Origin of the sequence: Streptomyces celluloflavus (assembly GCA_000720995.1) — a bacterium.
Classification (GTDB): domain Bacteria; phylum Actinomycetota; class Actinomycetes; order Streptomycetales; family Streptomycetaceae; genus Streptomyces; species Streptomyces celluloflavus.
Map to the genome: position 1 here is coordinate 37,734 of JOEL01000018.1, position 24,406 is coordinate 62,139.

The following is a 24,406-nucleotide window of genomic DNA, read 5'->3' on the forward strand; positions in this document are numbered from 1 at the left end:
GCGGGCTCGTGCGGGGCGGTCGTGCGGCTCAGGCGAACGCCACCTGATAGATGCCACCGGCGATGGCTCCGCCGATCAGCGGGCCGACGACGGGGATCCATGCGTAGCCCCAGTCGGAACCGCCCTTGTTCGGCAGCGGCAGCAGTGCGTGCACGATGCGCGGGCCGAGGTCACGGACCGGGTTGATGGCGTAACCGGTCGGGCCGCCCAGCGACAGACCGATGCCGACGACGACGAACGCGACCAGCAGCGAGCCCAGGACACCGACGCCCTTGCCGTCGGCGCTCAGGCCGAGAGTGAGGATCGACAGCACCAGTACGACGGTGGCGATGATCTCGGTGGCCAGGTTCTGTACGACGTTGCGGATCTCCGGGCCGGTGGAGAAGATGCCCAGGACCGGACCGGCCTTCGGCGAGGCGGACTGCTCGACCATGCCTTCGTGGTCGACCGAGTCGAGGTAGCCGTAGTGCTCGGAGAGCACCGTCGGGTCGGTCAGATGCGCCCGGAACTGGCCGTAGTACGTGATCCACACGAGCACCGCGCCGATCATGGCGCCGAGCAGCTCACCGGCGAAGTACACCGGCACCTGGCTCCACTCGATGCCGCCCTTGATGGCGAGGCCGATCGTGACCGCCGGGTTCAGGTGCGCGCCGGACTTCGCGGCGATGTAGGCACCCGTGAGGACCGCGAAGCCCCACCCGAAGGTGATGGCGAGCCATCCGGCGTTGTACGCCTTGGAGCGTTTGAGCGTGACGGCGGCGCAGACGCCCCCGCCCAGCAGGATCAGAACAGCGGTACCGATGGTCTCGCTGATGAAGATGTCGGAGCTGGACACCCGCGACTCCTTTGTCCTTCGTCCAGAGAAAAGCGAACCCCGGGTCCCTCCGGTGGCCCGCGCCCTCCGAGAGGGCGGTGGTCGGCCCGCGGCATTGCCCCACCATAACGAAGATAGCCGAGAGGTGTTCGACAATGTCGACCGACGAACGGCAGTTTTATTCACCAACCGGACGTCGTCAAGAGTTCCGTGACCAGAAACCTAGATGAACATATGGGGTGAATCGGGTCAGAATCGCCCTGCGCCAAGATCCCGGGACACCGCGCGTGCGCAATCCCGCACCGCGGCGACGAGCTCGGGCCGCAGTTCACCGTCCCGGCACACCCGCTCCACGGCTCCGGTGATCCCCACCGCCCCCACCGGCATCCGCCGCCGGTCGTGAATCGGCGCGGCCACCGACGCCACGCCCTCCCAGGTCTCCTCCACGTCCGCCGCCCAGCCGCGCGCCCGCGTCAGGTCCAGCAGCTTCTCGAAGTCCGCCGGCCCGGTCACCGTGCGCGCGGTGAACGCCTCCTGCGTCGCCTCGACGGCCTCGCTGTGCGCCACCGGGTCGTACGCCGAGAGCACCTTGCCCAGCGCCGTGCTGTGCAGCGGCTGCATCGCCCCGACCTCCAGCACCTGCCGGCTGTCGTCCGGCCGGAAGACGTGGTGCACGATCAGCACCCCGTGCTGGTGCAGGACCCCCAGATAGGCGCTCTCGCCGCTGGAGCGGGCCAGGTCGTCGGTCCACACCAGGGCGCGGGCGCGCAGCTCGTGCACGTCCAGATAGCTGTTGCCCAGACGCAGCAGCTCGGCGCCGAGCTGGTAGCGGCCCGACGCCGGGTCCTGCTCGACGAAACCCTCCTGCTGGAGCGTGCGCAGGATCCCGTGGGCCGTGCCTTTGGCCAGCCCCAGCGAGGAGGAGATGTCCGAGAGTCCCAGCCGCCGTTCCCCGCCGGCCAGCAGCCGCAGCATCGCTGCGGCGCGCTCCAGCGACTGGATGGTGCGTGCCATGAGGGCAACCTCCAAAATGAGCGATTCGACAATGCTGAACGATATCGGCCCATGCCGACCCAGGGGATCAATTCCGGTCGATGAACGATCAAGGACGGTGCACCGGCCCCCGCCGTCGGACCGTCGCCACCCCGCCGTCCTTCCCCCCGTCCACGCCGTGGAACGGGGAACACCTGCGGCGGGCCGCCAGCTACGCTGGCCGGGTGCGCCCTCTACCGGAGGCCGCAAAGCCGACAGCCGTCGCAACCAGGGGAGCATCTCCATGGCCTCGTACACGCCATCGTCCACCAGCACATCCCGCGTCGAATCGCTCCGCGAGGCGCTCGCCTCCCGGGTGGTGGTCGCCGACGGCGCGATGGGCACGATGCTCCAGGCGCAGGACCCCACCATGGAGGACTTCCAGCAGCTCGAAGGCTGCAACGAAATCCTCAACGTCACCCGCCCCGACATCGTCCGCTCGGTGCACGAGGCGTACTTCGCGGTCGGCGTCGACTGTGTGGAGACCAACACCTTCGGCGCGAACTTCGCCGCGCTCGCCGAGTACGACATCCCCGGCCGGGTCTTCGAGCTCTCGGAATCCGGCGCCCGCGTCGCCCGCGAGGTCGCCGACGAGTTCACCGCCGCGACCGGACAGCAGCGCTGGGTGCTCGGCTCGATGGGCCCCGGCACGAAGCTGCCGACGCTGGGCCACGCCCCGTACGTGACGCTGCGCGACGCCTACCAGCAGAACGCCGAGGGCATGATCGCCGGCGGTGCGGACGCCCTGCTGGTGGAGACCACCCAGGACCTGTTGCAGACCAAGGCCGCCATCCTGGGCGCCCGCCGCGCCCTGCAGGCCACCGGCACCCGGCTCCCGGTGATCTGCTCGGTCACCGTCGAGACCACCGGCACCATGCTGCTGGGCTCGGAGATCGGCGCCGCGCTCACCGCGCTGGAGCCGCTGGGCATCGACATGATCGGCCTGAACTGCGCCACCGGCCCCGCCGAGATGAGCGAGCACCTGCGCTATCTGGCGCGCAACTCCCGCGTCCCGATCTCCTGCATGCCCAACGCGGGCCTGCCGATCCTGGGCAAGGACGGCGCGCACTACCCGCTGACCCCCGGCGAACTCGCCGACGCCCAGGAGACGTTCGTCGGCGAGTACGGGCTCTCGCTGGTCGGCGGCTGCTGCGGTACCACCCCCGAACATCTGCGGCAGGTCGTCGAGCGGGTACGGGGCCTGGCGCCGACACCGCGCAGCCCGCGCCCCGAGCCGGGCGCCGCCTCCCTCTACCAGACCGTCCCGTTCCGGCAGGACACCTCGTACCTGGCCATCGGCGAGCGGACGAACGCCAACGGGTCGAAGCGGTTCCGCGAGGCCATGCTGGCGGGCCGCTGGGACGACTGCGTGGAGATGGCCCGCGACCAGATCCGCGAGGGCGCGCACATGCTCGACCTGTGCGTCGACTACGTGGGCCGGGACGGCGTCGCCGACATGGAGGAGCTGGCCGGCCGGTTCGCCACCGCCTCCACCCTCCCGATCGTGCTGGACTCCACCGAACTGGACGTGCTGCGGGCCGGGCTGGAGAAGCTCGGCGGCCGGGCGGTCATCAACTCCGTCAACTACGAGGACGGCGACGGCCCCGAATCCCGGTTCGCGAAGGTCACCGCGCTGGCCGCCGAGCACGGCGCGGCGCTGATCGCGCTGACCATCGACGAGGAGGGCCAGGCCCGCACCGTCGAACACAAGGTCGCCATCGCCGAGCGGCTCATCGAGGACCTCACCGGCAACTGGGGCATCCTGGAGTCGGACATCCTCATCGACTGCCTGACCTTCACCATCTGCACCGGCCAGGAGGAGTCCCGCGGCGACGGCATCGCCACCATCGAGGCGATCCGCGAGCTCAAGCGCCGCCACCCCGACGTCCAGACCACCCTGGGCCTTTCCAACATCTCCTTCGGCCTCAACCCGGCCGCCCGCCTCGTGCTGAACTCCGTCTTCCTGGACGAGTGCGTCAAGGCCGGCCTGGACTCCGCCATCGTGCACGCCTCCAAGATCCTGCCGATCGCCCGGCTGGAGGCGGAGCAGGTCGAGGTCGCCCTCGACCTGGTCTACGACCGGCGGCGCCCCCGCCAGGGGGACGAGCCGGCCTACGACCCGCTGCAGCGGCTCATGGCGCTCTTCGAGGGCGTCAACACCAAGTCGATGCAGGCCGGCCGGGCCGAGGAACTCCTCGCACTGCCCCTGGAGGAGCGCCTGAAGCGGCGCATCATCGACGGGGAGAAGAACGGCCTGGAAGCCGACCTGGACGAGGCGCTGGCGGACCGTCCGGCCCTGGAGATCGTCAACGACACCCTCCTGGAGGGCATGAAGGTCGTCGGTGAACTGTTCGGCTCGGGCCAGATGCAGCTGCCGTTCGTGCTCCAGTCCGCCGAGGTCATGAAGAACGCGGTGGCCTATCTGGAGCCGCACATGGAGAAGTCCGACGCCGACGGCAAGGGCACCATCGTGCTGGCCACCGTCCGCGGCGACGTGCACGACATCGGCAAGAACCTCGTCGACATCATCCTGTCCAACAACGGCTACAACGTCGTCAACCTCGGCATCAAGCAGCCCGTCTCGGCGATCCTGGAGGCCGCCGAGGAGCACCGCGCGGACGTCATCGGGATGTCCGGACTCCTGGTCAAGTCCACCGTGATCATGAAGGAGAACCTCCAGGAGCTCAATCAGCGCAAGATGGCCGCGGACTTCCCCGTCATCCTCGGCGGCGCCGCCCTGACCCGCGCCTACGTCGAACAGGATCTGCACGAGATCTACGAGGGCGAGGTCCGCTACGCCCGCGACGCGTTCGAGGGCCTGCGCCTGATGGACGCGCTGATCGCCGTCAAGCGCGGCGTCCCCGGCGCCACCCTGCCGGAGCTCAAGCAGCGCCGGGTGCCCAAGCGCGAGACGGCCGCCCCGGAGGCGGAGGAGCCCGAGGGCTCGGTGCGCTCCGCCACCGCCACCGACAACCCGGTCCCCACCCCGCCGTTCTGGGGCACCCGGGTCGTCAAGGGCATCCAGCTCGCCGACTACGCCTCCTGGCTGGACGAGGGCGCGCTCTTCAAGGGCCAGTGGGGCCTCAAGCAGGCCCGTACCGGCGACGGCCCGACCTACGAGGAGCTGGTCGAGACCGAGGGCCGCCCCCGGCTGCGCGGCTGGCTCGACAAGCTCCAGACCGACAACCTGCTGGAGGCCGCCGTCGTGCACGGCTACTTCCCGTGCGTGTCCAAGGGCGACGATCTGATCCTGCTGCACGAGGACGGCACCGAGCGCACCCGCTTCACCTTCCCCCGCCAGCGCCGCGGCCGCCGGCTCTGCCTGGCGGACTTCTTCCGCCCGGAGGAGTCCGGTGAGACGGACGTGGTCGGCCTCCAGGTCGTCACCGTCGGCTCGAAGATCGGCGCGGCCACCGCCGAGCTCTTCGCGGCCAACTCCTACCGCGACTACCTCGAACTGCACGGCCTGTCCGTGCAGTTGGCGGAGGCGCTGGCCGAGTACTGGCACGCCCGGGTCCGCGCGGAGCTGGGCTTCGGCGGCGAGGACCCCGCGGAGGTCGAGGACATGTTCGCCCTCAAGTACCGCGGTGCCCGCTTCTCCCTCGGCTACGGCGCCTGCCCCGATCTGGAGGACCGGGCCAAGATCGCCGACCTCCTCGAACCGGGCCGGATCGGCGTCGAGCTCTCCGAGGAGTTCCAGCTGCACCCCGAGCAGTCCACCGACGCCATCGTCATCCACCACCCCGAGGCGACGTACTTCAACGCCAGGTGAGACACCGTGTGACCGGCCGGGCGGCCGGTCACACGGCCGGTCACGTGATCGACGCGGGGCCGTGCGGGGAGTCCCCGGACGGCCCCGTCCGCCGTCGCCCCGCGCGCCGCGGCCAACCGTCGTAGACTGGTCGGTCCGGTAGTGGCCGGCCGCCTCCCCCGCCCGGGATGGCGGCCGGCCCTTTCGTCCCTTCGGGGACACCCTCACGGAGGTGGCTGGATGACCAGCAGCGTCCCCGCGGTCGGCACCCGTACGGCCGATCCCGCGACACTCCAGGCGGTCTTCCTCGACCTGGACGGCACGCTCGTCGACACCGAGGGCTTCTGGTGGGAGGCCGAGTCCGCGGTCTTCGCCGAACTGGGCCACACCCTGGACGAGGCGCACCGCGAGGTCGTGGTCGGCGGGCCGATGGCGCGCAGCGCCGCCTATCTGATCCAGGCGACCGGCGCCGATATCGCCCTGGCCGAGCTGACGCTGCTGCTCAACGCGCGCTTCATGACCCGGATCGCGCACGGGGTGCCCCTGATGCCGGGCGCGCGCCGGCTCCTGGCGGAACTCGCCGCCCACCGAGTGCCCACCGCCCTGGTCTCCGCCTCGCACCGCGGCGTCATCGACCGGATGCTGCATTCGCTGGGCCGGGAGAACTTCCGGCTGACGCTGGCCGGTGACGAGCTGCCCCGGACCAAACCGCATCCGGACCCCTATCTGACCGCGGCGGCGCGACTGGGCGTGGACCCGGCGCGCTGTGCGGTCGTGGAGGACACCGTGACGGGAGTGACGGCGGGGGAGGCCGCGGGCTGCCGGGTCGTCGCCGTGCCGTCGGTCACGCCGATCGCCCCCGCGTCCGGCCGCACGGTCGTCGGCTCACTCGAAGAAGTGGATCTGCCTTTTCTCCGGGCCCTCATCACGGAAAGCCGGTGAGCCGTGCACTGAGCGTGTCCTGCCGAAAGCGGAAGGAACTGTGGGCAGCGGTGTGCTCATTTTCCGTGACGAATGCACCGAACGAATTCCCGTACACATGTGCACAATTGCGTGAGTGAGGTTTCTCACGCGCCAGTGCGTCGACAGCAAGGTCAACTGTTGTTCCACGGAGCCTTTTCGGGACTCCTCCCGGGGGTAAGTGTCCGGATTGATGGGGCAGCGTACGAAACGTTCCACCGTCCGGATATCGGTGACCTGGCTGCTGTTATCCGGGCGTGATATCCGGTCAACTCTGTTGTGTCCCGGACCCGCTGGCCGTTCCTACTAATGTCGACGCGAGCAACACCTCTGCGCTGATAAGGAACCTGCCGACGATGAATCGCAAGACCTTGGTGCTGCCGGCCCTGGCCGGTCTGCTCGTCCCCGCACTCGCGGCCTGTGGCAGTACGGACGGCGCGGGCGAGGGCGGTGATCCGATCGTCGTCGGCACCACCGCCGCGATCGAGGCCATCAAGGACGCGCCGGCCCCTCTCGACCCCGCGCAGGCGTACGACGTCGACGCGATGAACGTGCTGCGCCCCAGCCTTCAGACGCTGCTGCGGCTGCCCAGGACCGGTAACGCGCCGGTGCCCGAAGCGGCCGAATCCTGCGGCTTCCGCGACACCCAGAACGAGCAGTACCGCTGCACCATGCGCAGCGGCCTGAAGTTCTCCAACGGGCATCCGCTCACGGCGAAGGACGTCAAGTTCTCCATCGAGCGCATGCTCACCATCAACTTCGCCCGGGGTCCGGTCTCGCTGCTCAGCGGTATCGACAAGGTCGAGACGCCGAGCGAGAGCGAGGTGGTCTTCCACCTCAAGAAGCCCGACGCCACCTTCCCGCAGAAGCTCGCGACGCCGTCCGCGTCCATTCTCGACAGCGCCGTGTACCCGAAGGACCGCCTTTTCAAGGGCTTCGACATCACGGGCTCCGGCCCGTACACGGTCAAGATCGAACGCAGCGGTGAGCGTGTCACCAAGGCGATCTACACCAAGAACCCGAATTACAAGGGCGGGATCACGGTGAAGAGCGACAAGGTCGAGATGCTGTTCTTCAAGGACTCCAAGTCCATGGAACAGGCGCTCCGCAAGGGCGACATCGACATGATGAACCGCAGCCTGTCGCCCGAGCAGATCCAGGGTCTGCAAAATGCCCGCGACAAGGGCATCACGCTCCAGGAGATGCCCGGCGCGGAGATCCGCTACCTCGCCTTCAACACCGACGACCCGGTGATCTCCGACAAGGCCGTACGCCAGGCCATGGCCCAGCTCGTGGACCGCGCCGCGCTGGTACGCGATGTGTACGCCTACACCGGCAACCCGCTCTACTCGCTGGTCCCGGCCGGCCTCACCGGCCACGTCAACTCCTTCTTCACCAAGTACGGCAACCCGAACGTGGCCGAGGCCCGCAAGATCCTCCAGCAGGCGCACGTCTCCACCCCGGTGAAGACGACCCTGACCTACACCAAGGACCACTACGGCGCCATCACGGCCAAGGAGTTCAAGGAGCTGCAGAACCAGTTCAACAAGAGCGGCCTGTTCGACGTCGAGATCAAGGGCATCGACAACTGGCAGGAGTTCCGCAAGGACCAGACCGAGGGCAAGTACGCGATCTACGGCATGGGCTGGTACGCCGACTTCCCGGACGCCGACAACTACATCGCGCCGTTCATCGGCAAGGGGAACTTCCTCAACATCCCCTACCGCAACGCCAAGATCGAGAGCCAGGCGATCATCGGCACCCGCCAGCAGGCGGACCGCAATGCCGCCGCCACCGGCTTCCAGCTGGCCCAGAACATCATCGCCGACGACGTACCGATCCTCCCGCTGTGGCAAGGCAAGCAGTACGTCGCCGCCCGGGACACCGTCACCGGCTCCGAGTGGGCCCTCAACTCCTCCTCCTCGCTCCAGATCTGGGAGCTGGGCCGCGGCGTCGGCAAGTGACGCCCGGCTGAGCCGAGCGTCCGGCGCGGACACGACGGCGGGGCCGGCCCGAGGAATCCTCGGGCCGGCCCCGCCGTCGTGTCTCCGGCTCCGGCCGTGCCGGGTGCCGCGGCCGCTACTGCGCGCCGGGGCGCACCAGCCCGCTCTCGTACGCGTACACCGCGGCCTGCACCCGGTCGCGCAGCCCCAGCTTCGTCAGCACATGGCCGACATGCGTCTTGACCGTCGTCTCGCTCACGAACAGCTCCGCGGCGATCTCGGCGTTCGACAGCCCGCGGGCCACCAGCTTCAGCACCTCGACCTCACGCTCGGTGAGGGTGTGCAGCGTGTCCGGCATCGGCTCCTCGCCCGACGGCAGATGCCCGGCGTACTTGTCCAGCAGTCGGCGCGTGATGCTCGGCGCGAGCATCGCCTCGCCCGCCGCCACCACCCGGATCGCCTGCACCAGCTCATTGGCCGGCGCGTCCTTGAGCAGGAACCCGCTGGCACCCGCCCGCAGCGCCTCGACGACGTACTCGTCCAGATCGAAGGTCGTCAGCACCAGCACCTTGGCCGGGCCGTCCTTCGCCGGGCCGGTGATCTGCCGGGTCGCCTCGACACCGTCCATCCGCGGCATCCGGATGTCCATCAGCACCACATCGGGCTGTAGCGCCCGCACCTGGTCCAGCGCCTGGAGACCGTCGCCGGCCTCGCCGACGACCGCCAGATCCTGCTCGGCCTCCAGAATCATCCGGAATCCCGTGCGCAGCAGGGGCTGGTCGTCGACCAGCAGGACGCGGATAGCCACGAACACTCCTTCGTTAGATCTGCTCCATTCTGCCCTGCGCCGCCCCGTCGCCGTCCGCCGGGCGGACCGGCAGCGGATAGACCGGGGGAGTGCCGCCGAATTCCGGGCAGTGCGCCTGGTGGTCGCACCAGCCGCAGAGCTTGGTCGGCCGCGGCTGCCAGTCCCCGGAGTCCGTGGCCCGCTGGATCGCGTCCCACAGCGCCAGCAACTTCCGCTCCACACCCCGCAGATCGGCCTCGGACGGGTCGTACGTCCGCACATCGCCGCTGCCCAGATACACCAGCTGCAACCGCCGCGGCACCGTGCCCCGCAGCCGCCACATCACCAGCGCGTAGAACTTCATCTGGAACAGCGCGCCCTCGGCGTACTCCGGCCGGGGCGCCTTGCCGGTCTTGTAGTCGACGATCCGCACCTCGCCCGTCGGCGCGATATCGACCCGGTCGATGAACCCCCGCAACCGGAGCCCGGAATCCAGCACCGTCTCCACATACAGCTCGCGGTCGGCCGGCTCCAGACGCGTCGGATCCTCCAGCGAGAACCACCGCTCCACCAGCGCCTCGGCGTCCGCCAGCCACGTCCCCAGCCGCTCGCCCCCGGGATCGTCCGCGAACAGCTCCGCCAGCTCCGGCCGCTTGGCCAGCAGCTTCTCCCACTCGCCCGGCACCATCGCCCGCGCCCCGGGCGCCGTACGCTCCGCCGCCGGCGCGTCGAAGAGCCGCTCCAGCACCGCGTGCACCACCGTGCCCCGCGTCGCCGCGGCGCTCGGCTTCTCCGGCAGCTTGTCGATCACCCGGAAGCGGTAGAGCAGCGGGCACTGCATGAAATCGCCCGCCCGCGACGGGGAGAGCGCGACCGGACGCCCGCCGGCCCCCGCCGGCGAACTCTCACCCGGCTGCGGTCCGCGCGGCGCCCCCGGTCCGGCCGCGGCCTGCCGCGGGTCCGGCCCGCCCTGTTCACCCTGCGTGGCCGCCCGGGCCTTCTCGGTGCTCGTTCCCATGCCATAAGACCCTACGGCCCGCCACTGACACCGCGCACCGTTCCGAACGGTGTCCGGGCGCCGTCCGGGGGCCGGGGGCCCCGCGGCGGATCACAACACCGCATTCCGCATACCATCGACGCCAGACCCCTTTGCCCTGCATGATCGAGAGAGATCGCGCCGAGCAGGTGCGAAGGCCGTATTTCGACGAGGGGACGCCGTGGACGAGAGCGGGAAGCCGCAGGACCCCCAGGAGTCCGGGCCGCCCCAGCCGCCCAAGGGCGGCAAGGAGCGCCGGGCGCCCGCGCCGGACGGCGGGAAGCGGAGCCCCGGCGGCGGCATCCTCATGGGCCGCCCCTTCGGCGTGCCCGTCTACGTCGCCCCCAGCTGGTTCCTCGTCGCCGCCCTGATCACCTGGGTCTTCGGCGGCCAGCTGGAGCGCGTACTCCCCGAGCTGGGCAGCGCCCGCTACCTCGTCTCGCTCTTCTTCGCCGTCGCCTTCTACGCCTCGGTGCTCATCCACGAGCTGGCGCACACCGTCGCGGCACTCCGCTTCAAACTCCCCGTACGCCGCATCCAGCTCCAGTTCTTCGGTGGCGTCTCGGAGATCGAGAAGGAGAGCGAGACCCCCGGCCGGGAGTTCGTCCTGGCCTTCGTCGGCCCGCTGCTCTCCCTCGTCCTCGCCGGTGTCTTCTACGCCGGTATGCAACTGGTCGAGCCCGGTACGGTCCCCGGCGTCCTGCTCGCCGGCCTGATGATCTCCAACCTCATCGTCGCCGTCTTCAACTTCCTCCCCGGCCTCCCGCTGGACGGCGGCCGGATGCTGCGCGCCGTCGTCTGGAAGCTCACCGGCAACCCCATGAGCGGCACCGTCGCCGCGGCCTGGGTGGGCCGCGCCCTCGCCGTCACGGTCCTCATCGGCCTCCCCCTGCTCACCCACACCGGCGCCCTCGGCAACACCCGCCCCGAGATCGGCGGCGCCGACTCGCTCACCGACGCCCTGCTCGCGGCGATCCTCGCCGCCATCATCTGGACCGGCGCGGGCAACAGCCTGCGCGTCGCCCGGCTGCGCGAACGCCTCCCCGACCTCCAGGCCCGCAACCTCACCCGGCGCGCCGTCCCCGTCGAGACCGAGACCCCCCTTTCCGAGGCACTGCGCCGAGCCAACGACGCCGGCGCCAGCGCACTGGTCGTCGTGGACGGACAGGGCGAGCCCACCGCCCTCGTGCGCGAGGCCGCCATCGTCGGCGTCCCCGAGCACCGCCGCCCCTGGGTCGCCGTCGGCACCCTCGCCCAGGACCTCAGGGACGGTATGCGGGTCTCCGCCGAGCTCGCCGGCGAGGACCTCCTCGAATACCTGCGGGCCACCCCCGCCACCGAGTACCTCGTGGTCGAGGACACCGGCGAGATCTACGGAGTGCTGTCCACCGCGGACGTGGAGCGCGCCTTCGTCTCCGCCATGGCCCGCCACTCCTGAGCCGCCCGCCCACCCCGCCGGGAACCCTCTGGTCCCGGGCGTCCCCAGGGGCCGGTAGGCTGGTCACATGTCCGAACCGACCGGTGCCGCCCGCCGTCGCGGGCCCTTCAAGGTCGGGGACCAGGTCCAGCTCACCGACCCCAAGGGACGCCACTACACCTTCACGCTCGAAGAGGGAAAAAGCTTCCACACCCACAAGGGAGCCTTCCCCCACGACGAGCTGATCGGTGCTCCCGAGGGCAGTGTTGTCCGTACCACCGGGAACGTCGCCTACCTTGCGCTGCGCCCGCTGCTCCCCGACTACGTCCTGTCCATGCCCCGCGGCGCCGCCGTGGTCTACCCCAAGGACGCGGGGCAGATCCTGGCGATGGCCGACATCTTCCCCGGCGCCCGGGTCGTCGAGGCGGGGGTGGGATCCGGCTCGCTCAGCAGCTTCCTGCTGCGCGCCATCGGCGACCACGGCATGCTGCACTCCTACGAGCGCCGCGCCGACTTCGCCGAGATCGCCACGCAGAACGTCGAGCGCTACTTCGGCAGCCCGCACCCCGCGTGGACGCTCACCGTCGGTGACCTCCAGGACAACCTCTCCGACACCGACGTCGACCGCGTCATCCTCGACATGCTCGCCCCCTGGGAGTGCCTGGAGGCCGTCTCCAAGGCCCTGGTCCCCGGCGGCATCCTGTGCGCCTACGTCGCCACGACCACGCAGCTGGCCCGCACCGTCGAGGCGATCCGCGAGCACGGCACCTTCAACGAGCCGTCGGCCTGGGAGTCCATGGTCCGCACCTGGCACGTCGAGGGCCTGGCCGTCCGGCCCGACCACCGCATGATCGGCCACACCGGCTTCCTGCTCACCGCCCGCCGCCTCGCCGACGGCGTCGAGCCCCCGCTGCGCCGCCGCCGGCCCGCCAAGGGCGCGTACGGCGACGACTACACCGGACCCGGCAAGGCCGAGGGTGCGGCGGCCGCGGGCAGCGGCTCCGGAGAGCGCGGCTGACCCGCGCTCAGGACACCGAACCACCAGGCGCCGCCGACGAGTTCCCCTCGGGAACCGTCGGCGGCGCTGTTTCGTTCTCCCCGCAAAACTCCGGATCGGCTGGTTCCTCGGCGCCCCGTCCTGTGGAACGATGCCGGTCACTCCCACCGCCACAGCTCTTCACAGGAGTTACCCCGCGTGCAGCCCTTGGCAGGCCCGGACCTTCCGCACACCCAGCCCCGCCCCATGCACTGGCTCGTCACCGCCGCCGCCCTCGCGGCGGTCGTCGCGGCCGCATCCTTCGTCCAGCCGCCCGACGCCACCGCCACCACCTCGGGCGACGCCGGGACCGGCCGGCGGTCCGCGGCGGCCCCCGATCCGGCCAAGGCGACCTTTCCCGTCGACTGCGGCCCCCACCGCCTCGACGTGGTGACGAAGGCGTCCGGCGACCTCGACGGCGACGGCACGGCCGAGACCGTCGCCGTGGTCCGCTGCCACTCCGAGGCCGGCACCCCGCCCAGCGGCATCTACGTCCTCGCCCAGCCCGCCGACGCCAAGGCCGCACCGCGGATCGTGGCCACCCTGCTCGCGCCCGCCCGGAAGCTCAGCGTCGAGGACTTCGCCCTGCGGCGCGGCGTGATCTCCGCGACGCTCCTGGGCTACTCCACCACCGACGTACCGCGCTGCTGCCCCGACGTCCGCACGGCCGTCAAGTGGCAATGGAAAGGCGGGAAGTTCGTCCAGAGCGAACTCCCCGCCACGTCGAGCACCGAGCGTGCCTGACCCGTCACCTGGCGTACGAGCGTCTTCCGTGGTGTCTACGCCACGCCTACGCTTCGTCGACGCCGTGTCTACTCCGCGTCCGGACCGTACACCTCGACCCGGTCCGCGACGCGGCGGACGTGAATGCAGTCCCCGGGGCACTCCTTGGCGGAGTCCCGTACGTCATTGAGCAGTGTCAGCGGGACGGGCGTTGTGGCGCCCTTGTCCTGAAGCAGCTCGTCATCGGCGCTCTTCACATAGGCCAGGCCATCGATGTCGAGCTCGAAGACCTCCGGCGCGTACTGCGCGCAGATACCGTCGCCGGTGCACAGGTCCTGGTCGATCCAGACTTCAAGCTCTGGACGGGCTTCATCCTGTGCGGTCATCTCGCCTGCCGTTCCTACTTACGTGAACCAATTTTGACTAAGTGGTGCCAGCCCTGACGGGTGTTGACCGACTCGACGATACAACCGCTCGCTTTCCGATGTTGTTGGGTGGGTATTCCCTTGGCGTGAGGACGTGCGCAAGGGTGAAGATCGGACACACCCCGACAGTCTTTTCGATCTAGGGGTTTCAACCTGCACCGGCCCAGGTAGGGTCAGGAAGCGTCCAGCTCCTTGGAGGAGGTGAGGACCGTGGCAGCCCACGACGACGACATGAACCGCGGCATCCGGCCGGGGCGAGGGTCTGAAGATCCCGCCGGCCAGGTTGCCTATCTTGAGCAGGAGATCGCCGTCCTGCGACGCAAGCTCGCCGACTCTCCGCGGCACACGAGGATTCTCGAAGAGCGGATCGTCGAGCTGCAGACCAACCTGGCCGGCGTCTCCGCTCAGAACGAGCGACTCGCCAATACACTCCGCGAGGCCCGCGACCAGATCGTCGCGCTCAAGGAGGAAGTCGACCGGCTCGCACAGCCGCCGGCCGGCTTCGGCGTCTTCCTGCAGGCGAACGAGGACGGTACGGCCGATATTTTCACCGGCGGCCGAAAGCTCCGGGTGAATGTCAGCCCCAGCGTGGAGACCGAGGACCTCCGGCGCGGCCAGGAGGTCATGCTCAACGAAGCGCTCAACGTGGTCGAAGCCATGGCGTACGAGAGCGCGGGGGACATCGTCACCCTCAAGGAGATCCTTGAGGACGGCGAGCGCGCCCTGGTCATCGGGCACACCGACGAGGAGCGGGTGGTGCGGCTCGCCGAGCCGCTGCTGGACATCACCATCCGCCCCGGCGACGCCCTGCTGCTCGAACCCCGCTCCGGTTACGTCTACGAGGTGATCCCGAAGAGCGAGGTCGAGGAGCTCGTCCTCGAAGAGGTCCCGGACATCGACTACACCAAGATCGGCGGCCTGAGCGGCCAGATCGAGCTGATCCGGGATGCCGTCGAGCTTCCGTACCTCTACCCCGACCTTTTCAAGGAGCACGAACTCCGCCCGCCCAAGGGCGTCTTGCTCTACGGCCCGCCCGGCTGCGGCAAGACGCTCATCGCCAAGGCGGTCGCCAACTCCCTTGCCAAGAAGGTCGCCGAGGTGACCGGGCAGCCCGCGGGGAAGAGCTTCTTCCTCAACATCAAGGGCCCCGAGCTGCTCAACAAATACGTCGGCGAGACGGAGCGGCACATCCGCCTGGTCTTCCAGCGGGCGAGAGAAAAGGCCAGCGAGGGCACCCCCGTCATCGTCTTCTTCGACGAGATGGACTCCCTCTTCCGCACCCGTGGCTCCGGGGTCAGCTCGGACGTGGAGAACACCATCGTCCCGCAGCTCCTCTCCGAGATCGACGGTGTGGAGGGCCTGGAGAACGTCATCGTGATCGGCGCCTCGAACCGCGAGGACATGATCGACCCGGCCATCCTGCGCCCCGGCCGCCTCGATGTGAAGATCAAGATCGAGCGCCCGGACGCGGAGGCGGCGAAGGACATCTTCTCGAAGTACCTCACGGAGCGGCTGCCGCTGCACGCCGATGATCTCGCCGAGCACGGCGACTCGCGCACGGCCGCGGTCGGCGCGATGATCCAGTCGGTGGTCGAGCAGATGTACGCGGAATCCGAGGAGAACCGCTTCCTGGAGGTCACCTACGCCAACGGTGACAAGGAAGTCCTCTACTTCAAGGACTTCAACTCCGGAGCCATGATCGAGAACATCGTCGGCCGTGCCAAGAAAATGGCGATCAAGGCATTTCTGGAACACAACCAGAAAGGTCTGCGGGTCTCCCACCTGCTCCAGGCATGCGTGGACGAGTTCAAGGAGAACGAGGACCTGCCCAATACCACCAATCCGGACGACTGGGCTCGTATCTCCGGTAAGAAGGGTGAGCGGATCGTCTACATCCGCACACTGGTCACCGGAAAACAGGGCGCGGACACCGGTCGCTCCATCGACACCGTGGCGAATACCGGCCAATACCTGTAACGCCGCCCTCCGGCTGCGGATGTCCTGCACGGGGCGTCCGCAGCCGGTTGCTTTTCCGGGGGCGCCCGGACCGTTCCCGCAATGGGGCACGGTGGAGCAGGGAAAACCGGACTGGAGCAATGACTGTAATGATCTCCCCAGCACCGCAAAGGCGTTCTAGGCTCTTCGGTACCGCCGCGTCGCGCTGTCCGGGAGCGGAGATCGCATACGGACCGGAAGCGCAGCGGTACTTGAGCGCCGTCCCCGTCCGGGGGCGCCGCCGGGCAAGGAGGGCCGCATGACCGTACGGCGAGTAATGGGCATCGAGACGGAGTACGGGATCTCCGTCCCCGGTCACCCGAACGCCAATGCCATGCTCACCTCGTCCCAGGTCGTCAACGCCTACGCGGCCGCGATGCACCGGGCACGGCGTGCCCGCTGGGACTTCGAGGAGGAGAACCCGCTGCGGGACGCCCGTGGCTTCGACCTCGCCCGCGAGGCCGCCGATTCCAGCCAGCTCACCGACGAGGACATCGGCCTCGCCAATGTGATCCTCACCAACGGGGCCCGGCTCTACGTCGACCATGCGCACCCCGAGTACAGCTCTCCCGAGGTCACCAATCCGCGCGACGCGGTGCTGTGGGACAAGGCCGGCGAACGGGTCATGGCCGAGGCCGCCGAGCGCGCCGCCCAGGTCCCCGGCGCCCAGCCGATCCACCTCTACAAGAACAACACCGACAACAAGGGCGCCTCCTACGGCACGCACGAGAACTACCTGATGAAGCGGGAGACCCCCTTCTCGGACATCGTGCGGCACCTGACCCCGTTCTTCGTCTCGCGCCAGGTGGTCACCGGCGCCGGCCGGGTCGGTATCGGCCAGGACGGCCATGAGCACGGCTTCCAGCTCAGCCAGCGCGCCGACTACTTCGAGGTCGAGGTCGGCCTGGAGACGACCCTCAAGCGGCCGATCATCAACACCCGCGACGAGCCGCACGCGGACGCGGAGAAATACCGCCGCCTGCACGTCATCATCGGCGACGCCAACCTCTCCGAGATCTCGACGTACCTGAAGCTGGGCACGACCTCGCTGGTGCTCTCCATGATCGAGGACGGCTTCATCGCCGTCGACCTGGCCGTCGACCAGCCCGTGCGCGCGCTCCACCAGATCTCGCACGACCCCACACTGCAGCATCTGGTCACGCTCCGCAGCGGCCGCACGCTCACCGCCGTACAGCTCCAGATGGAGTACTTCGAGCTGGCCCGCAAGTACGTCGAGGACCGTTACGGAGCGGATGCGGACGATCAGACGAAGGACGTCTTGACCAGGTGGGAGGACGTGCTCGGGCGGCTGGAGAACGATCCGATGAGCCTGTCGGGCGAGCTGGACTGGGTGGCCAAGCGGGAGCTGATGGAGGGCTACCGCCACCGCGACGGCCTGGGCTGGGACGCCGCGCGGCTGCATCTCGTCGACCTCCAGTACGCCGACGTACGGGCCGAGAAGGGCCTGTACAACCGTCTGGCGGCCCGCGGCAAGATGCAGCGGCTACTGGACGAGCCCGACGTCGCGCGGGCCCAGCTGAAGCCGCCGGAGGACACCAGGGCCTATTTCCGCGGCCGCTGTCTGGAGCAGTACGCGGACGACGTCGCGGCCGCCTCATGGGATTCGGTCATTTTCGACCTGCCGGGCCGTGACTCCCTGCAACGGGTGCCCACACTGGAGCCGCTGCGCGGCACACGCAAGCACGTCAAGGAACTCCTGGACCGGTGCCGTACGGCCGAGGAACTGGTGCGGGTGCTTTCCGGCCGCTGAGCCGCGGCGGATACGCGGCACATTCGCCGCGATCCGCCGCCGTTCGGCGGCTGAAATGGTCACGGTGCGGGAATCATCGAGGTGACTCCCGGACGTTGCACCAAGTGCAGGGCCGATGTCAGACCCTGCTTGTAGGGTCTGATCTTGCAGGTCACATCGAGCGGGGCGAACCGAGCGGGGTGAGGGATATGGCGACCAAGGACAGCGGCGGCGGGCAGCAGAAGGCGACGCGTTCCACCGAAGAGGTCGAGGAGCAGACGCAGGACGCGGAAGTTTCCGAGGACCTCAAGGAACGCCAGGAAAAGCTGTCGGACGACGTGGATTCGGTGCTGGACGAAATCGACGACGTCCTGGAGGAGAACGCCGAGGACTTCGTGCGGTCCTTCGTGCAGAAGGGCGGCGAGTAGCCGGCCGTGGTTCCGGTGGCCGTGTCGGTGGCGTTCCGCGGAACGCCACCCGCGGTGCCGGGAGCGCGGGCGGCTGCCGGTCGGGGGTCCGCAGAGGCCGTCCCGGCGGCAGGCCGGTGCGGTGCGTCGCACCGGAGATACCGCGTCCGCGGTCCGGTTCCGGAACTCGCGTGGATCACGACCACGGGGCGGGTAGGGTCCGAGGCGTACTCAGCCTCGGCTGCAACGCAGGCAGGGGCCAATTCAAGGATCGGCCGGACACCTTGGCGGGCGGCCGAATATCCGGAAGGAAACGTGTGGAAGCCAACACTCGTAGCACCGGGCGTCTACCAGCTGCCTTCCTGACGCCTGGATCCTCGTCGTTCATGGACTTCCTCGGTGCGCACTCTCCCGATCTGCTGCCGGGAAACCGGCCGTTGCCGGTCGTCCAGGGCGCCTTCGAGGCGCCGCACGGCACGACCATCGTGGCGGCGTCCTTCCCCGGTGGCGTGGTGCTCGCCGGTGACCGGCGGGCGACCATGGGCAATGTCATCGCGCAGCGCGATATCGAGAAGGTCTTCCCGGCCGACGAGTACTCCGCGGTCGGCATCGCCGGCACGGCCGGTCTCGCCGTCGAGATGGTGAAACTGTTCCAGCTGGAGCTGGAGCACTTCGAGAAGGTGGAAGGCGCCCAACTCTCCCTGGAGGGCAAGGCGAACCGTCTCTCCACGATGATCCGCGGCAATCTCGGGATGGCCATGCAGGGCCTGGCCGTGGTGCCGCTGTTCGCCGGCTGGGACGTGGACCGGCAGAAGGGCCGCATTTTCTCCTACGACGTGACCGGCGGACGGTCCGAGGAGCACGGTTTCACGGCGACGGGATCCGGTTCCGTCTACGCCCGTGGCGCCCTGAAGAAGCTCTACCGCCACGATTTCTCGGAGAACCAGGCCGCCACGGCTGTCGTTCAGGCGCTCTACGACGCCGCGGACGACGACGCGGCGACCGGTGGGCCCGATCTGATCCGGCGGATCTACCCGATCGTCACGGTCATCACCGAGGACGGTTTCCGGAGGTTCACCGAAGCCGAGGTCTCGGAGATCGCGCGCGCCATCCACGAGGGCCGGCTGGAGCTGCCCGACGGCCCGCGCGCCGAACTGCTCTGACGGGACGGATGTTCCGGAATGCATTCGCCACTGATAGAGCTCTTGACAGAAAGGGACGGATAGCCGGTGTCGACGCCGTTCTATGTCTCACCCCAGCAGGCCATGGCCGATCGGGCCGAGTATGCCCGCAAGGGCATCGCACGCGGCCGCAGCGTCGTGGTGCTTCAGTACACCGACGGCGTGGTATTCGTCGCCGAGAACCCCTCCCGCGCCCTGCACAAGGTCAGCGAGATCTACGACCGCATCGCCTTCGCGGCGGTCGGCAAATACAACGAGTTCGAGAATCTACGAATCGGCGGCGTGCGCTATGCCGATCTGCGCGGCTATACGTACGATCGTGAGGACGTGACCGCGCGCGGTCTCGCCAATGTCTATGCCCAGACGCTCGGCACGATCTTCTCCAGCGCCGCCGAGAAGCCGTACGAGGTCGAGCTGATCGTCGCCGAGGTCGGCAACGCCGCCGAGGACGACCAGATCTACCGGCTGCCGCACGACGGCTCGATCGTGGACGAGCACGGCTCGGTCGCGGTGGGCGGCAACGCCGACCAGATCAGCAACTATCTCGACCAGCGGCACCGCGACGGTATGACGCTGGGCGAGGCGCTGAGGCTGGCCGTCGACTCGCTGTCGCGCGACAACAACGGCGGTGAGCGCACGCTGACCGCCGAACACCTCGAGGTCGCGACGCTGGACCGTACGCGGCCGCAGCAGCGGAAGTTCAAGCGCATCCTGGGGCGTCAGCTCTCCCGGCTGCTGGAGGAGAACGCCCCGGCGGGCGGCGCGAAGCCCGTGGCGGACGCGGGCGCCGAGGAAGCGTCGGACGCGGGAGGCTCGGCCGGGCCGTCCGGCAAGGGCGCCAAGGACAACGGCGCCAAGGACAACGGCGCCAAGGACAACGGCACCAAGGGCAATGGTGCCAAGGGCAACGGCGTCGCGCGGAAGGGCGGCTCCGGTGCCTCGGGCGCGGACTCCCCGGAGGAGTCCGGCGGATCGTCGGACGCGAAGGACTAGCACCGCAACCGGGCCATGGGTCCGGGCCGCGCGCCCCGGTGGGTCAACGCCCGCCGGGGCGCGCGGCGTTCCCGGTCCGGGACGGAATACCGGCGCCCGCCGGCGGGGCCGTGGAGCCCCGGGCGACCAGCTCGACCGGCAGGGCGGGGACCGCGGCCGGGCCGCCGTCGAGTACCGCCAGCAGCGCCCGCATACCGGCCTCGCCGAACTCCTCGGCGGGCAGCCGCACGGTCGTCAGCTCCGGCTCGACCGCCACCGCGAGGGCCAGATCGTCGAAGCCGGTCACCGAGACGTCTTCCGGTACCCGCAGGCCCAGTCGGCGGGCGGCCTTGAGCGCGCCGGCGGCCAGGATGTCGTCGTCGCAGAGCAGCGCCGTGGGGCGCGGGCCGGGGCCGGTCAGTACGGTGTGCGCCGCGTGCAGACCGGCCGCCACGCTGAGCTCGGCCGGCTCGCGGCGCAGCACGGCCCCCGGGGCCTCGTCGAGCGCCGCGCCGAGCGTGCGGGCGCGCAGCGCGAAGGTCCAGGAGTCCACATCGGCCGCGAGATGGGCGAGATGACGGTGGCCGAGGCCGAGCAGATGGGCCGCCAACTGCCGGACGCCGCCGGCGATGTCGAGGTTCACGGTGGCGGTGGCCCGCTCGTCGTCCGGGTCGCTGTCCAGCATCACCAGGGGCAGTCCGGCGGTGCGCAGGGCGGTGAGCGCGTCGGCGGCCATGGACGAGGCGAGCACGCCGTCCAGGGTGGCCGCTGCGGAGGCGAAGGGGTCGCGGGCCGGTCCGATGCCCTCGGGGGACGGGTAGAGCACCACGCCGAAACCGTGGTCGGCGGCGACCCGGGCCGCTCCGGTGTAGACCCGGGCGTAGAACTCGGTGGTGAGGGCGGGGACGACGAGGAGCACGGTGCGGGTGCGTCCCATGCGCAGGTTGCGGGCCGCGAGATTGGGGCGGTAGCCCAGATCACGGGCGGCGGCGCGGACGGCTTCGGCTTTGGCGGGGGAGACCCGGCCACGCCATTTGTCGCCCAGGACGAGGGAGACGGCGGCCTGGGAGACCCCGGCGGCGCGGGCGACGTCCCGGCTGGTGGTGCGCGGGGCGGCCGGTGGCGCAGTGGGCGGGGCGGCGGACGTACCCGGGGTGCTCGATTCGTCGGAGGTGCCCGGGGCGTCCGGTGGAGGTGCCGCTCCCGGCCCCGCCTGCGCCACCGCGGCCGGCCGTCCGGTCTCCCCGGGGGGCCGGCGGGGCGGCTCGCGGTGGGCCCGTGTCGGGTCCTTGTCGCTGGTCACCGGTGGTTCGCTCCTTGCGCTCTCCGCTGCGGGGTGGACCCGCGAGCTGCCGTCATGGTACGTATTACGCCGCACGTTATACGTAACACGTCCGGCTGATCTGGACGAAGTCAGACGGAACCGGACGGAAAACGGAAAGGGGCAGGAATGGCCGCGGGATATGCGGAGCTGCTCAGGACCCGGCACGCGGCCCGGCTGCTGGCGGGGACCCTGGTCGGCAGGCTGCCGAACGCCACCGCGGCGCTCGCCGTGGTGCTCTTCGTCCGCGCCGAGGGCGGCAGCTACGCGCTCGCCGGTGTGCTCTCCGCGGTCTACGGGATCTCCAACGCCATCGGTCAGCCGCTGCTCGGCCGGGCCGTGGACGTCTACGGGCAGCCGCGGGTGATGCTGCCCGCCTCGGTCCTCTCCGCACTGGGGATGGCGCTGCTCGCCGCCGTCGGCCTCGACGTGCTGTGGCTCGCCTTCGTCGCCATGGTGATCGCCGGTCTCTTCACGCCGCCCCTGGAGGGCGGTCTGCGGGCCCTGTGGCCCGGGGTGCTCAAGCGCGCGGACCGGGTGCACGCCGCGTACGCGCTGGACGCGGTCGCGCAGGAAGTCATGTTCGCGGTGGGACCGTTGCTGGTCACGCTGTGCGTGGCGGTCTGGTCGGAGCGGTTCGCGCTGCTGGTCATCAACCTGATCGGGGTGCTCGGCGCGCTCTCCGTCGTGCTCTCCCCGCCGTCTCGGCAGTGGCGCAGCGCGCCGCGTGAGGCGCACTGGCTGGGCGCGCTGCGCTCCGCCGGGCTGCTGGTGCTGATCGGCGCGTTCTTCTTCGTCGGGCTGGCGCTCGGCTCCATCGCGGTCGCGGCGGTGGCGTACGCCGATGAGCACGGCGGCGGCATGGTCTCCAGCTGGCTGCTCTCCGCGTTGGGGGCCGGCGCGCTGGCCGGTGGCGTCGTCTACGGCGCCCGCGCGTGGCCGGGGCTGCCGGAGAACCGGCTGCGGCTGCTCGTCGCCCTGCTGGCGCTGGGGTATCTGCCGCTGGCGCTGACTCCGGGGGTCGTCGGGATGACGGCGCTGACCGGTGTCGCGGGGGTGTTCCTGGCGCCCGCCCTGGCCTGCGCGTTCGTGGTCGTGGACCGGCACGCGCCCAAGGGCACGGTGACGGAGGCGTTTTCGTGGCTGGTGACGACCTTCGGAGTCGGCTCGGCGGTGGGCACCTCGGTGGTGGGGCCGGCGGTGGAGCACGGCGGGGCGAGGGCCGGATTCGCGGTGGCGGGCGCCGGGGGGATCGCCGCGCTGCTCGTTCTTTTGTCGACGAAACGCTTCCTGGGGGATCCCGGGCCGCACGAGGACGGCGCGGGACCGGCGGAAAATGATCGAAACGGGGCTGTCGAACCCGGTTTCAGAGCAGGCCATCAGGCGTAATGTTCAGTCATGGACCGCCGCATTTTCGGGCTGGAGAACGAGTACGGCGTCACGTGCACGTTCAGGGGACAGCGCCGACTGTCGCCTGACGAAGTGGCGCGGTACCTCTTCCGCCGTGTCGTGTCATGGGGCCGCAGCAGCAATGTCTTCCTGCGGAACGGCGCCCGCCTGTACCTCGACGTGGGTTCGCATCCGGAATACGCAACTCCCGAATGCGACAACGTGACCGAGCTGGTCACCCACGACAAGGCCGGTGAACGCATTCTCGAAGGCTTGCTCGTCGACGCAGAACGCCGCTTGCACGAGGAGGGAATCGCGGGCGACGTCTATCTCTTCAAGAACAACACCGATTCCGCCGGTAACTCCTACGGCTGCCACGAGAACTATCTCGTCGCCCGCCACGGCGAGTTCTCCCGGCTCGCGGACATCCTCATTCCCTTCCTTGTCACCCGTCAGCTGCTGTGCGGCGCGGGCAAGGTGCTGCAGACCCCGCGGGGCGCGGTCTACTGCGTCAGCCAGCGCGCGGAGCACATCTGGGAGGGTGTCTCCTCCGCGACGACCCGCTCCCGCCCGATCATCAACACCCGCGACGAACCGCATGCCGACGCCGAGCGCTACCGCCGGCTGCACGTCATCGTCGGCGACTCCAACATGTCCGAGACGACCATGCTGCTCAAGGTCGGGGCCACCGATCTCGTCCTGCGCATGATCGAGGCGGGCACGGTGATGCGCGATCTGACGCTGGAGAACCCGATCCGGGCCATCCGCGAGGTCAGCCACGACATCACCGGCCAGCGCAAGGTGCGGCTGGCCAGCGGCCGGGAAGCCTCGGCCCTCGAAGTCCAGCAGGAGTATTACGAGAAAGCCGTCGACTTCTGCGAGCGCCGCGGAATCCGTACGGGCACCGTGGAGCGGGTCCTGGAACTGTGGGGCCGCACGCTGGAGGCGATCCGGGACCAGGCCCTGGACCGTATCTCGACCGAGATCGACTGGGTGATGAAACATCAGCTCATCGAGCGGTACCGGGCGAAGAACAACATCACCATGTCCCACCCGCGGGTGGCGCAGATAGATCTCGCATATCACGATATCCACCGCCGCCGGGGGCTGTATTACCTCCTGGAGAGGAAGGGACAGGCGGCGCGGGTCTGCAACGATCTGAAGATCTTCGAAGGGAAGTCGGTACCGCCGCAGACCACCCGGGCCCGGCTGCGCGGCGACTTCATTCGCCGGGCGCAGGAACAGCGCCGTGATTTCACGGTCGACTGGGTGCATCTCAAGCTCAATGATCAGGCGCAGCGCACGGTGCTGTGCAAGGACCCGTTCCGGTCCGTGGACGACCGGGTGGAGAAGCTGATCGCCGGGATGTAACCGGAGGGAATGCCGTGGTGTGCCGAGGGCCTGTGGGTTCTCGGCACATTGCTGTGTCGCACCGGGAAACGCCTCTGAGGACAGGTCGTAGAGTGG

Annotated in this window: 19 protein-coding genes and 1 pseudogene; 14 read left to right on the top strand and 6 right to left on the bottom strand. The window is 69.6% G+C overall.

Features of this window, described 5'->3' with window-relative positions; translation table 11 throughout:
- Nucleotides 1-28: 28 nt before the first annotated feature.
- Both IH09_RS18745 and IH09_RS18750 read right to left on the bottom strand, forming a co-directional pair.
- Nucleotides 29-835, bottom strand: a complete 807-nt coding sequence (locus IH09_RS18745) for an MIP/aquaporin family protein (protein ID WP_052857572.1) — start codon at nt 833-835, stop codon at nt 29-31.
- Between the two features lie 228 nt (nt 836-1,063).
- The gene (locus tag IH09_RS18750; RefSeq protein WP_052857574.1) at nt 1,064-1,828 is read right to left on the bottom strand and encodes an IclR family transcriptional regulator; all 765 of its coding nucleotides are present in this window, start codon (nt 1,826-1,828) and stop codon (nt 1,064-1,066) included.
- Between the two features lie 262 nt (nt 1,829-2,090).
- On the opposite strand from IH09_RS18750, the gene metH reads away from it, so the two are divergent.
- The 3 genes from metH to IH09_RS18765 all read left to right on the top strand — a co-directional run bounded on the left by metH (nt 2,091) and on the right by IH09_RS18765 (nt 8,521).
- Complete coding sequence (gene metH / locus IH09_RS18755) at nt 2,091-5,618, top strand: methionine synthase (protein ID WP_052857576.1); 3,528 nt, start codon at nt 2,091-2,093, stop codon at nt 5,616-5,618.
- 219 nt (nt 5,619-5,837) lie between these two features.
- Nucleotides 5,838-6,539, top strand: coding sequence for an HAD family hydrolase (locus tag IH09_RS18760; protein ID WP_052857578.1), 702 nt, complete (start codon nt 5,838-5,840; stop codon nt 6,537-6,539).
- A 374-nt stretch (nt 6,540-6,913) separates the two neighbouring features.
- Nucleotides 6,914-8,521, top strand: coding sequence for an ABC transporter substrate-binding protein (locus IH09_RS18765; protein ID WP_052857581.1), 1,608 nt, complete (start codon nt 6,914-6,916; stop codon nt 8,519-8,521).
- Nucleotides 8,522-8,636: 115 nt separating this feature from the next.
- Here the strand turns inward: IH09_RS18765 and IH09_RS18770 are convergent, their stop codons facing one another.
- Together IH09_RS18770 and IH09_RS18775 are read right to left on the bottom strand one after the other, a co-directional pair.
- Nucleotides 8,637-9,308, bottom strand: a complete 672-nt coding sequence (locus IH09_RS18770; protein WP_052857583.1) for a response regulator — start codon at nt 9,306-9,308, stop codon at nt 8,637-8,639.
- Between the two features lie 13 nt (nt 9,309-9,321).
- Nucleotides 9,322-10,305, bottom strand: a complete 984-nt coding sequence (locus IH09_RS18775; protein ID WP_052857585.1) for a RecB family exonuclease — start codon at nt 10,303-10,305, stop codon at nt 9,322-9,324.
- Between the two features lie 199 nt (nt 10,306-10,504).
- Here IH09_RS18775 and IH09_RS18780 point away from each other — a divergent pair, with 199 nt between their 5' ends.
- The 3 genes from IH09_RS18780 (at nt 10,505) to IH09_RS18790 (ending at nt 13,520) form a co-directional block, all read left to right on the top strand.
- Nucleotides 10,505-11,761 (top strand): site-2 protease family protein, encoded by a 1,257-nt coding sequence (locus tag IH09_RS18780; RefSeq protein WP_052857586.1) that lies wholly within the window; start codon nt 10,505-10,507, stop codon nt 11,759-11,761.
- Between the two features lie 67 nt (nt 11,762-11,828).
- Nucleotides 11,829-12,758: a tRNA (adenine-N1)-methyltransferase gene (locus IH09_RS18785; RefSeq protein WP_052857589.1), complete on the top strand. Its 930-nt coding sequence runs from the start codon at nt 11,829-11,831 to the stop codon at nt 12,756-12,758.
- Between the two features lie 177 nt (nt 12,759-12,935).
- Nucleotides 12,936-13,520: a hypothetical protein gene (locus IH09_RS18790; RefSeq protein ID WP_052857591.1), complete on the top strand. Its 585-nt coding sequence runs from the start codon at nt 12,936-12,938 to the stop codon at nt 13,518-13,520.
- A gap of 68 nt (nt 13,521-13,588) precedes the next feature.
- Here the strand turns inward: IH09_RS18790 and IH09_RS18795 are convergent, their stop codons facing one another.
- Nucleotides 13,589-13,885, bottom strand: a complete 297-nt coding sequence (locus tag IH09_RS18795; RefSeq protein WP_052857593.1) for a ferredoxin — start codon at nt 13,883-13,885, stop codon at nt 13,589-13,591.
- Between the two features lie 249 nt (nt 13,886-14,134).
- On the opposite strand from IH09_RS18795, the gene arc reads away from it, so the two are divergent.
- The 6 genes and pseudogenes from arc (at nt 14,135) to prcA (ending at nt 20,250) form a co-directional block, all read left to right on the top strand.
- The gene (gene arc, locus IH09_RS18800; RefSeq protein WP_052857749.1) at nt 14,135-15,901 is read left to right on the top strand and encodes a proteasome ATPase; all 1,767 of its coding nucleotides are present in this window, start codon (nt 14,135-14,137) and stop codon (nt 15,899-15,901) included.
- A gap of 277 nt (nt 15,902-16,178) precedes the next feature.
- Nucleotides 16,179-17,690: a depupylase/deamidase Dop gene (gene dop / locus IH09_RS18805; protein WP_110952410.1), complete on the top strand. Its 1,512-nt coding sequence runs from the start codon at nt 16,179-16,181 to the stop codon at nt 17,688-17,690.
- Between the two features lie 188 nt (nt 17,691-17,878).
- Entirely contained in the window at nt 17,879-18,097 is a 219-nt protein-coding gene (locus IH09_RS18810; RefSeq protein ID WP_052857596.1) for a ubiquitin-like protein Pup, read from the top strand.
- Between the two features lie 170 nt (nt 18,098-18,267).
- A pseudogene (locus tag IH09_RS37450) lies at nt 18,268-18,442 on the top strand (endonuclease domain-containing protein); the annotation flags it as partial.
- Nucleotides 18,394-19,239, top strand: coding sequence for a proteasome subunit beta (gene prcB, locus IH09_RS18815; protein WP_052857597.1), 846 nt, complete (start codon nt 18,394-18,396; stop codon nt 19,237-19,239). The pseudogene IH09_RS37450 and the gene prcB, both read left to right, overlap by 49 nt.
- Nucleotides 19,240-19,305: 66 nt before the next feature.
- A complete protein-coding gene (prcA, locus tag IH09_RS18820; protein WP_052857599.1) occupies nt 19,306-20,250 on the top strand; it encodes a proteasome subunit alpha in 945 nt (314 codons plus the stop codon).
- Nucleotides 20,251-20,293: 43 nt separating this feature from the next.
- Here prcA and IH09_RS18825 read toward each other — a convergent pair whose 3' ends face one another.
- Nucleotides 20,294-21,451: a LacI family DNA-binding transcriptional regulator gene (locus IH09_RS18825; RefSeq protein WP_052857752.1), complete on the bottom strand. Its 1,158-nt coding sequence runs from the start codon at nt 21,449-21,451 to the stop codon at nt 20,294-20,296.
- 228 nt (nt 21,452-21,679) lie between these two features.
- Here IH09_RS18825 and IH09_RS18830 point away from each other — a divergent pair, with 228 nt between their 5' ends.
- Both IH09_RS18830 and pafA read left to right on the top strand, forming a co-directional pair.
- Complete coding sequence (locus IH09_RS18830; protein ID WP_052857602.1) at nt 21,680-22,939, top strand: MFS transporter; 1,260 nt, start codon at nt 21,680-21,682, stop codon at nt 22,937-22,939.
- A gap of 9 nt (nt 22,940-22,948) precedes the next feature.
- Entirely contained in the window at nt 22,949-24,310 is a 1,362-nt protein-coding gene (gene pafA, locus IH09_RS18835) for a Pup--protein ligase (protein WP_052857604.1), read from the top strand.
- Nucleotides 24,311-24,406: the final 96 nt, after the last annotated feature.

Excerpts from the sequence above, each read along its gene's own strand:
- IH09_RS18775 (WP_052857585.1), bottom strand. The coding sequence starts at position 10,305 with ATGGGAACGAGCACCGAGAAGGCCCGGGCGGCCACGCAGGGTGAACAG.
- IH09_RS18750 (WP_052857574.1), bottom strand. The coding sequence starts at position 1,828 with ATGGCACGCACCATCCAGTCGCTGGAGCGCGCCGCAGCGATGCTGCGG.
- IH09_RS18810 (WP_052857596.1), top strand. The coding sequence starts at position 17,879 with ATGGCGACCAAGGACAGCGGCGGCGGGCAGCAGAAGGCGACGCGTTCC.
- pafA (WP_052857604.1), top strand. The coding sequence starts at position 22,949 with ATGGACCGCCGCATTTTCGGGCTGGAGAACGAGTACGGCGTCACGTGC.
- IH09_RS18785 (WP_052857589.1), top strand. The coding sequence starts at position 11,829 with ATGTCCGAACCGACCGGTGCCGCCCGCCGTCGCGGGCCCTTCAAGGTC.
- dop (WP_110952410.1), top strand. The coding sequence starts at position 16,179 with ATGACCGTACGGCGAGTAATGGGCATCGAGACGGAGTACGGGATCTCC.
- IH09_RS18795 (WP_052857593.1), bottom strand. The coding sequence starts at position 13,885 with ATGACCGCACAGGATGAAGCCCGTCCAGAGCTTGAAGTCTGGATCGAC.
- IH09_RS18765 (WP_052857581.1), top strand. The coding sequence starts at position 6,914 with ATGAATCGCAAGACCTTGGTGCTGCCGGCCCTGGCCGGTCTGCTCGTC.
- IH09_RS18830 (WP_052857602.1), top strand. The coding sequence starts at position 21,680 with ATGGCCGCGGGATATGCGGAGCTGCTCAGGACCCGGCACGCGGCCCGG.
- IH09_RS18760 (WP_052857578.1), top strand. The coding sequence starts at position 5,838 with ATGACCAGCAGCGTCCCCGCGGTCGGCACCCGTACGGCCGATCCCGCG.
- metH (WP_052857576.1), top strand. The coding sequence starts at position 2,091 with ATGGCCTCGTACACGCCATCGTCCACCAGCACATCCCGCGTCGAATCG.